This is a genomic window from Lysobacter sp. F60174L2, from assembly GCF_052547135.1.
Genome location: NZ_JBQWRA010000002.1, coordinates 239301 through 251796, shown reverse-complemented (window position 1 = coordinate 251796; position 12496 = coordinate 239301). Strand labels below are relative to the sequence as shown.

11 protein-coding genes and 3 tRNA genes are annotated in these 12496 nt (G+C 68.2%); 4 read left to right on the top strand and 10 right to left on the bottom strand.

Annotated elements, in window-relative coordinates:
* Nucleotides 1-101 precede the first annotated feature (101 nt).
* The gene (locus tag ACT9AS_RS06285; RefSeq protein WP_445099273.1) at nt 102-806 is read left to right on the top strand and encodes a protein phosphatase 2C domain-containing protein; all 705 of its coding nucleotides are present in this window, start codon (nt 102-104) and stop codon (nt 804-806) included.
* Between the two features lie 3 nt (nt 807-809).
* Here ACT9AS_RS06285 and dnaQ read toward each other — a convergent pair whose 3' ends face one another.
* The 3 genes from dnaQ to ACT9AS_RS06270 are packed head-to-tail and all read right to left on the bottom strand — an operon-like array spanning nt 810 to nt 2681.
* Nucleotides 810-1538, bottom strand: coding sequence for a DNA polymerase III subunit epsilon (gene dnaQ / locus ACT9AS_RS06280; protein WP_445099272.1), 729 nt, complete (start codon nt 1536-1538; stop codon nt 810-812).
* 25 nt (nt 1539-1563) lie between these two features.
* The gene (rnhA, locus tag ACT9AS_RS06275) at nt 1564-2016 is read right to left on the bottom strand and encodes a ribonuclease HI (protein WP_445099271.1); all 453 of its coding nucleotides are present in this window, start codon (nt 2014-2016) and stop codon (nt 1564-1566) included.
* Nucleotides 2013-2681 carry a methyltransferase domain-containing protein gene (locus tag ACT9AS_RS06270; RefSeq protein WP_445099270.1) on the bottom strand — a complete coding sequence of 223 codons (669 nt, stop codon included), beginning with the start codon at nt 2679-2681 and terminating at the stop codon, nt 2013-2015. Before ACT9AS_RS06270 ends, rnhA begins: the two co-directional genes overlap by 4 nt.
* 72 nt (nt 2682-2753) lie before the next feature.
* Here ACT9AS_RS06270 and gloB point away from each other — a divergent pair, with 72 nt between their 5' ends.
* From gloB to ACT9AS_RS06255, 3 genes are all read left to right on the top strand, one after another.
* Nucleotides 2754-3533, top strand: coding sequence for a hydroxyacylglutathione hydrolase (gloB, locus tag ACT9AS_RS06265; protein ID WP_445099269.1), 780 nt, complete (start codon nt 2754-2756; stop codon nt 3531-3533).
* On the top strand, nt 3530-4513 hold the full coding sequence (locus ACT9AS_RS06260) for a transglycosylase SLT domain-containing protein (RefSeq protein WP_445099268.1): 984 nt from the start codon (nt 3530-3532) through the stop codon (nt 4511-4513). Before gloB ends, ACT9AS_RS06260 begins: the two co-directional genes overlap by 4 nt.
* A 65-nt stretch (nt 4514-4578) precedes the next feature.
* Nucleotides 4579-5373 (top strand): SDR family oxidoreductase, encoded by a 795-nt coding sequence (locus ACT9AS_RS06255; RefSeq protein WP_445099267.1) that lies wholly within the window; start codon nt 4579-4581, stop codon nt 5371-5373.
* Between the two features lie 65 nt (nt 5374-5438).
* Here the strand turns inward: ACT9AS_RS06255 and ACT9AS_RS06250 are convergent, their stop codons facing one another.
* The 7 genes from ACT9AS_RS06250 to clpX all read right to left on the bottom strand — a co-directional run bounded on the left by ACT9AS_RS06250 (nt 5439) and on the right by clpX (nt 12442).
* Nucleotides 5439-7418: a SurA N-terminal domain-containing protein gene (locus ACT9AS_RS06250; protein ID WP_445099266.1), complete on the bottom strand. Its 1980-nt coding sequence runs from the start codon at nt 7416-7418 to the stop codon at nt 5439-5441.
* A gap of 144 nt (nt 7419-7562) precedes the next feature.
* Nucleotides 7563-7639 (bottom strand) — tRNA-Asp (locus ACT9AS_RS06245).
* A gap of 112 nt (nt 7640-7751) precedes the next feature.
* Nucleotides 7752-7828: transfer RNA gene (locus ACT9AS_RS06240), tRNA-Asp, on the bottom strand.
* Nucleotides 7829-7867: 39 nt separating this feature from the next.
* Nucleotides 7868-7942: transfer RNA gene (locus tag ACT9AS_RS06235), tRNA-Val, on the bottom strand.
* 46 nt (nt 7943-7988) lie between these two features.
* Nucleotides 7989-8261 (bottom strand): HU family DNA-binding protein, encoded by a 273-nt coding sequence (locus tag ACT9AS_RS06230; protein ID WP_445099265.1) that lies wholly within the window; start codon nt 8259-8261, stop codon nt 7989-7991.
* A 223-nt stretch (nt 8262-8484) separates the two neighbouring features.
* Nucleotides 8485-10923 carry an endopeptidase La gene (gene lon, locus ACT9AS_RS06225; RefSeq protein ID WP_445099264.1) on the bottom strand — a complete coding sequence of 813 codons (2439 nt, stop codon included), beginning with the start codon at nt 10921-10923 and terminating at the stop codon, nt 8485-8487.
* A 223-nt stretch (nt 10924-11146) separates the two neighbouring features.
* Nucleotides 11147-12442 carry an ATP-dependent Clp protease ATP-binding subunit ClpX gene (clpX, locus tag ACT9AS_RS06220; protein ID WP_445099263.1) on the bottom strand — a complete coding sequence of 432 codons (1296 nt, stop codon included), beginning with the start codon at nt 12440-12442 and terminating at the stop codon, nt 11147-11149.
* Between the last annotated feature and the right edge of the window lie 54 nt (nt 12443-12496).

Here is a 12496-nt window from a genome sequence, read left to right as displayed (position 1 = left end):
CACCGTCCGGACAGGGATCGTCTTGCCTCGCGGCCGCCACGCCCCGATGATTCCGTTATTCCGTCAGAAGAGCCCGACAACGCGACCGGCATGACCGACCCATGATCGAATTCGGACACCTGACCCACGTCGGCCTGCGTCGCGAGCTCAACGAAGACAGCTACTACGGCGACAGCGAGCTGGGATTGTGGCTGGTGGCCGACGGCATGGGCGGGCACGAGTACGGCGAGGTCGCCAGCGCGCTCGCCCGCGAGACCATCGTCCGCGAGGTCCGCGACGGCACTCCGCTCGCGCAGTCGATCCGGATCGCCGACGAGGAGATCATCCGCACCTCGCGCCGCCGCCACGATGCCCTGCCGATGGGCACTACCGTGGTCGCCGCGCGCATCGACGGCAACCGTTTCGAGGTGGCCTGGGTCGGTGACAGCCGCGTCTACCTGTGGCGCGACGGCCAGCTCGCCCAGCTCTCGCAGGACCACAGCTACGTGCAGGAGCTGATCGCCAACGGCGCTATCACCCACGAGCAGGCGCGCAGCCACCCGCACCGCAACGTCGTCACCCAGGCCCTGGGCGTGACCGACCCGCGCAACCTCAACGTCGAGACCATGACCGGCGAGTTGCAACCCGGCATGCAGTTGCTGCTATGCAGCGACGGCCTGACCGAGGAGGTCGACGACCGCAGCATCGCCCGCGTGCTGGGGCACCAGGATTGCAGCGCGCAGGAATGCGTCGACAGCCTGGTCGCCGCGGCGCTGGACGGTGGCGGTTCGGACAACGTCACCGTGGTGCTGGTACGCAGCCACTAGCTTTCAGGCCGGGACTGCCTCATCGGCTTCGGCCGCCACGTCCCACAGCGCGCGCCCGGCCTTCTTGCGCAGGCCGGCCAGCCGCGCCTCGTGGGCGGCGCGCTCGTCGTCGGAAACCAGCACGCGCGGGCGCGGGCGGCTCGGGTCGACCTTGAATTCCACCGCGGCAGCCGCGCCCGGCTCCGGCGTCGGGGCGCCGAACCCGATTTCCTCCTGCCCCGAAGTCAGCCCGATGTAGACCTCGGCGAGCAACTGGGCATCGAGCAATGCGCCGTGCAACTGGCGGTGGGCGTTGTCCACGCCGAGCCGCTTGCACAGCGCGTCCAGCGAGTTGCGCTGGCCGGGATAGCGTTCGCGGGCGAGCCGCAGCGAGTCCTCGATCGCACAGCGGTCGGCCAGGCAGCCGTGCTGGGCGCCGGCCAGGCGCAGCTCGTTGTCGAGGAAGCCGACGTCGAACGCGGCGTTGTGGATCACCAGCTCGGCGCCGTCGATGAACTCCAGGAACTCCTCGACCACCTCGGCGAAGCGCGGCTTGTCGGCAAGGAACTCCAGGGTCAGGCCGGTGACCTCCTGCGCGCCCTGCTCGAACTCGCGGTCCGGGTTGAGGTAGCGGTGGAAGGTGCGGCCGGTCGGGCGTCGCTCGACGAACTCGACGCAGCCGATCTCGACCACGCGGTTGCCGCGCTCCCAGCTCAGGCCGGTGGTTTCGGTATCGAGGATGACTTGGCGCATGGCGGTCAGTGTAAGCGGCGCGCGGTCAGCGACGCAGCCTGATGGCCTCGTCGCGCGCCAGCACGTCGACGCGCTCGTTGTCGGGGTTGCCGGAGTGGCCCTTGACCCAGCGCCAGTCGATCACGTGACGCTGGGCGGCGGCATGCAGGCGCTCCCACAGGTCGCGGTTCTTGACCGGGGCACCGGCCGCGGTCTTCCAGCCTCGCCGCACCCAGTTCGCCATCCATTGGGTGATGCCCTGGCGCACGTACTGGGAGTCTGTGTGGAGGACCACCTCGCAGGCTTCGCTGAGGGTCTCCAGCGCGGCGATCGCCGCCATCAGTTCCATCCGGTTGTTGGTGGTGTCGGCCTCGCCGCCGACGACTTCGCGCTCGCGGCCCTTGCAGCGCAGCAGTGCGGCCCAGCCACCGGGGCCGGGGTTGCCGAGGCAGGCGCCATCGGTGTGGATTTCAACGGTCTTTCTGGAATCGGAGGTCATCCGCCCATTATTGCCGAGCGCAGCCGCAAGCGGGCGGGCGGAATGGGCGCGCGCACCCGCTTGCCGACCGTCAACGCCAGCCCGGCGCGCAGGCGGTCGGTCGCGCCGATGCCGGTTTCGCCGTGTCCCACGCGCCAGTGCGGCCCCAGCCATTGCAGGCTGACCGAGTTGCCGGAGAATCCGGCGCGGCGCAACGCGGCTTGCCAATGCCCGGGGTCGCGTGCGCGCAGGCCGGTGCCTGCCCAGCGAAAACGGTACGGCGTCCACGGGTTGAGCGCGGCGAGCCAGAGCGTGCCGCCGGGGGCAAGCACGCGGGCGCATTCGCCCAGCAATGCATCGGGGTCGGATGCGTCGTCGAGCACGTGCTGCAGCAGCACCGCACCGAGGGTTTCGCTTGCCAACGGTAGCGGCAGGCCGCAGTGCACGGCCCCGACCCAGTGCCGCTGCCCGCGCTGCAGCAGCAGGCCGCGTCCCGCCGCCGGCGGCGGCTCGGCAGCGGTCACCCCGAGCCAGGTCCACGGCAGCCCGGGAGGCGAGCGTCGCAGTATCCGCGCCACCGCCCCGGCTTCGGTCGCCAGCAGGCCTTGCCCGGCTTCGCTCGCGAACCAGTCGAAGGGTGTGCCGGACGATGGCTGGATTTGACGCTGGGGTGCGGTCGCGAGCATGGTCCCGGTGCGCGAAACGGTCGATGGCGGCCTGATTCTGCGCCACTCCGTCCCCTGGCCCAAGGAGTTCCGATGCAACTGCTGGCCCTGCCCGCGCTGTCCGACAACTACATCTGGGTGCTGCGCGACGACGACGGCGGTGCGGTGGTGGTCGATCCCGGCCAGGCCGGCCCGGTGCTGGAGGCCGCCACGGCCGGGGGCTTCCGTCCCACCGCGATCCTGCTCACCCACCACCACAACGACCACATCGGCGGCACCGCGGAACTGCAGGCGCACTGGCCCGGACTGCCGGTATTCGCCCCGCACGACGACCGGATCGTCTGCGCGGCCACCCGGGTCGGCGACGGTGCGCGGTTCACCGCCGGGGGTTACGGATTCGATGTGATCGCCGTCCCGGGTCACACCACCAGTCACATCGCGTTCCACCTGGCTGACGGCCGCGAAAGCCTGCTGTTTTGCGGCGACACCCTGTTCAGCCTCGGCTGCGGGCGCTTGTTCGAGGGTAGCGCGGCGCAAATGCACGGGGCACTATCCCGGCTGGCCGCGTTGCCGGGCACCACCCGCGTCTGCTGTGGCCATGAGTACACGTTGTCCAACGCGGCATTCGCGCGCGTGGTCGAACCCGATAACCCGGCGCTGCAACGCCGTACCGAGGAAGCCCAGGCAATGCGACAGGCCGAACGCCCCACCCTGCCCAGCACGATCGCGCAGGAGCTTGCCTGCAACCCGTTCCTGCGTTGCGACCAGCCGGCGGTGATCGCCGCGGCTGCGCAACGGCTGGGGCGCGAGCCGGACGGTCCGGTCGAGGTATTTGCCGAATTGCGGCGCTGGAAAGACGGGTTTACCGCATGACGCGGGCGTCGGGCAGGCTGGTTGCGGCCGCCTCGGGCATCCTGCTGGCGGTCGCACTGGCACCAGCCATCGCAGCAGCGCCCGGTGCCACCGGCGGGACACCGCCCACAGATGCATCCGGCATCACCACCCGCAACGGCCAGGAAATCTACCGGCAATTCCGCGACGGCCTGGCCACCCCGACCTGCGGGCCGGAGGTCAGCGCGCGCTGGAGCAAGCATTTCGCCGCCGCGCCCAAGCGGCTGGCGAAGGCCGACGCCAATACTCTGGCGCTGTTCGGTTACGTGGTCGACAACCTGCGGAAGTCCAGCCTGCCGACCGAATACGCGTTGATCCCGTTCGTCGAGAGCGGTTACAAGCCCGCCGCCCGGAGCCCGGCCGGGCCCGCCGGGCTGTGGCAGATGATAAAGCGCACCGCGCGCGACCACGACGTGCCCATCCGCAACGGCTATGACGGGCGGCTGTCGCCGGTCGATTCCACCCGCGCGGCGGTGCGTTACCTCAAGACCCTGCATGGCATGTTCGCCGGCGACTGGCGACTTGCGGCGATGGCCTACAACGCCGGCGAGTACCGCATCCTCGGCGCCCTCAAGCGCGGCGGCCAGGTCGCCCGTGATGCGCGCCCGGCCGAATTGCCCGGGCTGTCCGGCATCACCCGGGCCTACGTGCGCAAGCTGCATGCGCTGGCCTGCGTACTGACCGCCGCGGGAGACGACGAACCCTGGCTGCAGGCGCTCGACCGCCCGGTGCCGCGGCTGGAAGTGGTGACCGTGCCAGCCGGGATCGATCGGATCGAGGCCTGGGCCGCGGCGAACGACCAGGACGCCGAACGCCTGCGCCGGCTCAATCCCGCATTCGCCGACGGGCGCATCCGCCACGGAGCGACTCCGGCCCGACTGCTTGCGCTGGCCAGCGCCCCGACCGGAAACGCCACTGCCCAGGCGGCCCCGGCGACGGGCGAGGCCGCCGGAGGCAACTAGCGCGCAGGTACACTAGCGGCTTGCCGACCGGATCCCGGGTCGGCACCCACCATCGAGGAGCACCCATGGGTTTCCTGCAAGGCAAGCGCGCATTGATCACCGGTATCGCCAGCGAGCGCTCGATCGCCAGCGGCATCGCCGAGGCGATGCACGCACAAGGCGCCGAACTGGCGTTCACCTACCAGACCGAGAAGCTGAAATCGCGCGTGGAGAAAGCCGCCACCGCATACGGCAGCGACATCGTGTTGCCACTGGACGTCGCCGAGGACGGCAGCATCGCCAACTGCTTCGAGCAGCTCGGCCAGCGCTGGGACGGCTTCGACATCCTGGTGCACGCGATCGCCTACGCGCCGCGTGAAGCGATCGCCGGCCAGTTCCTCGACGGCCTGACCCGCGAGAACTTCGCGATGGCGCACGACATCTCGGCCTACTCGCTGGCGGCGCTGGCAAAGGCCGCGCGGCCGGCGATGGCCGGGCGCAACGGTTCGATCCTGACCCTGTCCTACCTCGGCGCCGAGCGCGCGCTGGAGGGCTACAACGTCATGGGCGTGGCCAAGGCCAGCCTCGAGGCGACCGTGCGCTACCTCGCCTACAACCTCGGCCCCGAAGGCATCCGCGTCAACGCGGTTTCGGCCGGCCCGATCAAGACCCTGGCCGCGGCCGGCATCGCCGGGTTCCGCAAGATCCTCGGCCATGTCGAGGAGAACGCACCGCTGCGCCGCACCGTGACCATCGAGGATGTCGGCGGCGTCGCCGCGTTCCTGTGCTCGGACCTGGCCGCCGGCGTCACCGGCGAGGTGACCTACGTCGATGCCGGCTACAACATCCTCGGGATGACCGGACTCGGCAGCGAGGAGTAACCCCGGCCATTCGGGAAACTCCGTCGCCAGAAAAAAGCCCGGCTCGAAGCCGGGCTTTTCATTGTTCAGAGGTTCTGTTCGACGACCTCGACCTTGATGTCCTTGCGCATCGCCGCGACCAGTGCGGCCGCTTCGTCCGCACCGGCGATCTGCGCCAGTTGCTGCTGCAACTGCTGGACCTGCTGCGGCGGCAGTTCGGCGGCATCGCCCGGTACCACCTTGTCGACGGTGAACAGCACGGTCGTCCCGTCGTCCAGGACCTTGCGTCCCGGGGTCACCTTGCCCTCGGCGGGCACCGCGGCAACGAAGATCGCCTCCGATACCGACGGATCCACCAGCGGGGCGCCACGCGGCACGCCTGGCACGGACTGTGGCGCCGGCAGCGACGCGGCGGTGGCGACTTCCGCGAGGGTCTTGCCGCCGACCACCTCCGCCAGCAATGCGTCGGCACGCTCGATGGCGGCCTTGCGGGTACGGTCGGCACGGATCGCCGCGACCACGTCGTCGCGGACCTCGGCCAGCGGCTGCGCGCGTTCGGGCATGTGGTCGGTCACGCGAATCCATGCATTGTGACCAGGCGCAATCTCGATCGGGTCGCTGACCGTGCCGTCCTGGACCAGCGCCTCGGAGAACGCCGCGCGCTTGATCGCCGGGTTCGCCGCGAGTCCTTCGGTTGCCTCGCGCGAGAACGGACCGAGTTCCTGTACGCTCGCACCCACCGCTGCCGCGGCCGGCGCCAGCGCACCGGGGTTCTGCAACACCGCATCCACCACGGCGCTCGACGCTTCGCTGAAGGCGCGCTCGCGGTCGGCTTGGACCTGCTCGGCGGCCAGTGCATCGCGGACCTGCTCGAACGGCTCCTGCTCGCCGGCGCGGACTTCGCGCAGCTGGATGACGTGCCAGCCGAAATCGGTCCGGACCGGGTCGCTGACGTGGCCGGGCTCCATCGCGAACAGCGCGTCGGAGAACGGCCCCGGCATCATCTCCTTGCTGATCCAGCCAAGGTCGCCGCCACTGGCACTGGAGCCGGCGTCGTCACTGTTGGCCGCGGCGAGCGCGGCAAAATCGACACCCTCGGCGCGGGCCTGGGTGGCCAGCTGGCGCGCCTCGGCTTCGGCGGCCTGCCAGGCCGCTTCGTCGGCGCCCTCCTCCACCGTGACCTGGATGTGCGAAGCCAGCCGCTGCGACTCTTCGGTGTAGCGCGCCTTTTCCTGCTCGTAGCGCGCGCGCAGCGTCGCCTCGTCGGGCGCGGGCGGTGCCGGCATGGTGTTGGCATCGAGTTCGATGTACTCGATGGCCACGCTTTCGGGCGCGCGGTAATCGGATTCGTGCGCGGTGTACCAGGCCTGGACCTCGGCGTCGCTGACAGCCGCGGCATCGGCTTCGGCCGGCGGCACCACCAGCAGGCTGACATCGCGGCGCTCGCCCATCAGCCGGACCAGACGGTCCATTTCGCCGGAGGTGATGAAGTTGCTGCCGGCCACCGTACTCGCCATCAGGGACTGCTGCAGCCCCTCGCGCACGAGCTGGTCGAACTGCGCCGGGGTCTGTGCCGGTACCTGCGAGGCCAACGCCAGCTGGTAGCGCTGCAGGTCGAACTTGCCGTCGACCTGGAACGCCGGGATCGCCTGGATCGCGTCACGCACCATCGCGTCGCTGACGCGCACGCCAGCCTGGTCGGCGGCCATCGCCTGGACCTTCTGGTCGATCAGCGTGTCGAGCACCGCACGCTTGCTCTCGACACTCTCGAATGCCCGCGCGTCGAACGCGTCGCCCTGCATGGCGCGCTGCTGCTGACGCGCCTGCTCGAAGCTCTGGCGGAACTCGTCGACCGTGATCTCCTCGTGGCGCCAGAACACCGACACCGGCCAGAACGAAGGCGCCGAGCTCCACCAGGTCGGCGGCGCCTCGAGCGAGGCGACGGTGGTGTTGCTGCGCTGGCCCATGTACTGCTCGAGCCCGAAGAACGCAAAGGGAATGATCAGCAGGCCGAGGATCACCGTGGCGATCCAGCCGGAGGTCTTTTCGCGGAGTTTCTGCAGCATGGTCCAGTCGCGTCGAAAGGCGGAAGCCGCACAGTCTAGCGCGTTGGCCACGGCCAGTCCCTTGGCACGGAACCCGGACCCGCAAATGGCAGGCCGCAAAAAAAACGCCGGGAGATCGGCTCTCCCGGCGTTCGACATCAAGACTGGCGGAGTGGACGGGACTCGAACCCGCGACCTCCGGCGTGACAGGCCAGCATTCTAACCAACTGAACTACCACTCCGCGCTCTTGCAACTGCCGGCAGCGGCGCGCGGACATGCCACGCAAAAAACCACTGCCTTCACTAAAAGCAAGGACGCCGGGAGAGCGTATCTCCGGCGTCCTTGGTTACAACTGGCGGAGTGGACGGGACTCGAACCCGCGACCTCCGGCGTGACAGGCCAGCATTCTAACCAACTGAACTACCACTCCGCACTTTGAAACTGTCCCGCGACTGCCCCGACCGGTGCCTGGTGGGTGCTGAGGGTTTCGAACCCCCGACCCTCTCCGTGTAAAGGAGACGCTCTACCACTGAGCTAAGCACCCTTGGGTACAGTACCGATGCGATGTTCAGCACCGGCGGGCAAGCTGCTTAGTTTACAGCGTCCTTCAGGGCTTTGCCAGCCTTGAACGCCGGATTCTTCGAAGCCTTGATCTTGATGGCCTCGCCGGTCTTGGGGTTGCGACCCTGGCGAGCGGCGCGCTTGCGGACCTGGAAGGTGCCGAAGCCGACCAGCGTCACCGTGTCACCCTTCTTGAGGGCCTTGGTGATGACGCTGACCATCGCGTCTACCGCGTTGGCGGCGTCGGTCTTGGACAGCTCTGCGGCGTCGGCGACGCTGGCAACAAAATCAGCCTTGTTCATTCGTTTGGACTCCCTGTGCGGATTGGCCCGCATTGTTCTGAGAATCGAAGCGCCCCCCGCGCACGGCGAGCCTTCGACCGACCTTGCCGCACCGCAGGACATGGGCGCCACTGCGGTGCGGTTGCCAGTTGTTATACCAGCGGCATTTTGGGGGTGCAAGCCGGAAACGTAGCAATGACGCGGGTTTCAGCCGATTTGTGCGTTTTGCGTCGGATCATGCCGGTTAGTGCTTGACGCCGGTCCGGGAAGCGGGTTCGTTTTTCTCGTGAACCGGCAGCACGCCGCCACCCGAGGCGGGCATCGGGGTCAGTGGCCGCTCCAACGCAACATCGAGTACTTCGTCGATCCATTTGGCGGTGACGATCGTGAGCCCCTGCGTCACGCTCTTGGGCAGGTCGGCCAGATCCTTCTTGTTCTCCTCCGGGATCACGACCGTGGTGATGCCGCCGCGCAGCGCCGCCAGCAGCTTCTCCTTCAGGCCGCCGATCGGCAGCACGCGGCCACGCAGGGTGATCTCGCCGGTCATCGCGACCTCGGCCTTCACCGGGTTGCGGGTCAGGGTCGACACCAGTGCGGTGGCCATCGCGATGCCGGCGCTGGGGCCGTCCTTCGGCGTCGCGCCCTCGGGCACATGCACGTGCACGTCCTGCTTCTGCAGGAAGTCCAGGTCGATCCCGAGCCGTTCGGTACGCGCGCGCACCACCGACAACGCGGCGGATGCCGACTCCTTCATGACGTCGCCCAACTGGCCGGTCAGCATCAGCTGACCCTTGCCCGGCACCAGGGTGGTCTCGACCTGCAGCAGTTCGCCGCCGACCTCGGTCCAGGCCAGGCCGGTGACCAGGCCGATCTCGTTCTGCTCCTCGGCGCGGCCGAAGTCGAAGCGCCGTACGCCCAGGTACTTGTCGAGGTTCCTGGAATTGACGGTGGTGGTTTTCGCCTTCTTCTGCGGACCGGCCAGCGCCACCTCCTTCACCACCTTGCGGCAGATCTTGGAAATCTCGCGCTCGAGGTTGCGCACGCCGGACTCGCGGGTGTAATAGCGGACGATGTCGCGCACCGCGGCCTCGGCCAGCTTCAACTCGTCGGGCTTCAGGCCGTTGGCCTTGACCTGCTTGGGCAGCAGGTAGCGCATCGCGATGTTGACCTTCTCGTCCTCGGTGTAGCCCGGGAGGCGGATCACTTCCATGCGGTCGAGCAACGGGCCCGGGATGTTGAGCGAGTTGGACGTCGCCACGAACATCACCTCGCTGAGGTCCAGGTCGACTTCCAGGTAATGGTCGTTGAAGGCGTGGTTCTGCTCGGGGTCGAGCACCTCCAGCAGCGCCGACGACGGGTCGCCGCGGAAGTCCATCGACATCTTGTCGATCTCGTCGAGCATGAACAGCGGGTTGCGGGTGCCGGTCTTGTTGAGGTTCTGCACGATCCGGCCCGGCATCGAGCCGACGTAGGTGCGACGGTGGCCGCGGATCTCGGCTTCGTCGCGCACGCCACCCAGCGACATCCGCACGAACTTGCGGTTGGTCGCCTTGGCGATCGACTGGCCCAGCGAGGTCTTGCCCACGCCCGGCGGCCCGACCAGGCACAGGATCGCGCCCTTCATCTGCTTCACCCGGGTCTGCACGGCGAGGTACTCGAGGATGCGCTCCTTGACCTTTTCCAGCCCGAAGTGGTCGGCGTCGAGCACGTCCTGCGCGGCCTTGAGGTCCTTGCGGACCTTGCTGCGCTTCTTCCACGGCACGCCCAGCAACCAGTCCAGGTAGTTGCGCACCACCGCGGCCTCGGCCGACATCGGCGACATCTGCTTGAGCTTGTTGAGTTCGGACTTGGCCTTGGCCTCGACCGGCTTGGGCATGCCGGCCGCGGCGATCCGGCGGGTCAGCTCCTCGATGTCGTTGGGCGCGTCGTCGATCTCGCCCAGCTCCTTCTGGATCGCCTTCATCTGCTCGTTGAGGTAGTACTCGCGCTGGCTCTTCTCCATCTGGCCCTTGACCCGGCCGCGGATGCGTTTTTCCAGCTGCTGGACGTCGATTTCGCCGTCGACGAGGCCGACGAGCTGCTCCAGCCGGGCACCAATGCCGTCGGTTTCCAGCAACTTCTGCTTGTCGCCGAGGCGTACGCCCAGGTGCGCGGCGATGGTGTCGGCGAGGCGGCCCGGCTCGTCGATACCCGACAGGGTCTGCATCAGCTCCGGCGGCAGCTTGCGGTTGGTCTTGACGTACTGCTCGAACAGGCTCATCAGCGAGCGGGTGATCGCCTCCAGTTCGCGCTCCTCGCGGTCGACCACCGGCTCGACCGCTTCGGCATGGCCGGCCAGCGCCCCGTCGCGCTCGACGATCGCGCCGACCCGCACCCGCGACACGCCCTCGACCAGCACCTTGATGGTGCCGTCCGGCAGCTTCAGCAACTGCAGCACGTGCGCCAGGGTGCCGACCTCGTACAGGTCGTCGCCGGCCGGGTCGTCGGTCTCGGCGGTCTTCTGCGCCACCAGCAGGATCCGCTTGTCGGACTCCATCGCCTGGTAGAGCGCGCGGATCGACTTGTCGCGGCCGACGAACAGCGGAATCACCATGTGCGGGAAGACCACCACGTCGCGCAGCGGGAGCACGGGAAGGTCGGACGTTTCGCGCCCGACGGGGTCGCGATCGAGGGATTCGGTCATGGGTGGCTCCGGGACGATCAGGTGGCCGGGCACGCGGGGGCGCCGGGCCGGAAATGGGCAAGCGCCGGCTTTGCCGGGGCCTTGGCCACGGTTATGGGGGCCGGCGCGCGAGGATGCAAGCAACGCGTGCGTCCCGCTGTCTTCGGGACGGGTATTCGTCAATGAAAACAGCCGCTTGCGGCTGCAAGCGGCTGTCGGGAGCGAATCCGGCGGATCGGGCGTTTCAGTCGCCCGAAGCGGCCTTCTGCGGCGCGGCGGCCGGCGGGGTCTGGTAGATCAGGTACGGCTCGGTCTTGTGGTCGATCACCGACTCGTCGACCACCACCTTGCTGACGTTCTCCAGCGACGGCAGCTCGTACATGGTGTCGAGCAGCACCGATTCGACGATCGTGCGCAGCCCGCGCGCGCCGGTCTTGCGCTTGAGCGCCTTGCGGGCGATCGCGACCAGCGCGTCGGGGCGGAACTCCAGCTCCACGCCTTCCATGTCGAACAGCTTCCTGAACTGCTTGGTGATCGCGTTCTTCGGCTCGGTCAGGATCGTCACCAGCGCGGCCTCGTCCAGCTCCTCCAGGGTCGCGACCACCGGCAGGCGGCCGACGAACTCCGGGATCAGGCCGAACTTGATCAGGTCCTCCGGCTCCACCTCGGCCAGCACCTTGCCGATCTCGGTCTTGCGCTCGGAACTCTTGACCTTGGCGCCGAAGCCAATGCCGCCGGCCTCGGTGCTGCGCTGCTGGATGATCTTGTCCAAGCCGGCGAACGCACCGCCGACGATGAACAGGATGTTGCGGGTGTCGACCTGCAGGAACTCCTGCTGCGGGTGCTTGCGCCCGCCCTGCGGCGGCACGCTGGCAACGGTGCCCTCGATCAGCTTGAGCAAAGCCTGCTGCACGCCCTCGCCCGACACGTCGCGGGTGATCGACGGGTTGTCGGACTTGCGCGAGATCTTGTCGATCTCGTCGATGTAGACGATGCCCTGCTGCGCCTTGTCGACGTCGTAGTCGCACTTCTGCAGCAGCTTCTGGATGATGTTCTCGACGTCCTCGCCGACGTAGCCGGCCTCGGTCAGCGTCGTTGCATCGGCCATCGTGAACGGCACGTTGAGCATGCGCGCCAGCGTCTCGGCCAGCAGCGTCTTGCCCGAGCCGGTCGGGCCGACCAGCAGGATGTTGGACTTGGCCAGCTCGACGTCGTCGTTCTTCTGCCGGCTCTCGATGCGCTTGTAGTGATTGTACACCGCGACCGCGAGCGTGCGCTTGGCGCGGGCCTGGCCGATCACGTACTGGTTGAGGACTTCCAGTATTTCCTTCGGCTTGGGCAGGTGGCTGCGTGCCGACTGCGCCTTCTCCTCGAGTTCCTCGCGGATGATGTCGTTGCACAGCTCGACGCACTCATCGCAAATGAACACGCTGGGGCCGGCGATCAGCTTGCGGACCTCGTGCTGGCTCTTGCCGCAGAACGAGCAGTACAAGATCTTGGTGCTGTCGCCGGTGCTGCGGCCCTGTCGGTCGTCGGTCATGCGTATGCCTGAAGGTTCATTTGCCGGGCCTGCGCCGCGCGGCGGGCCCGTTGG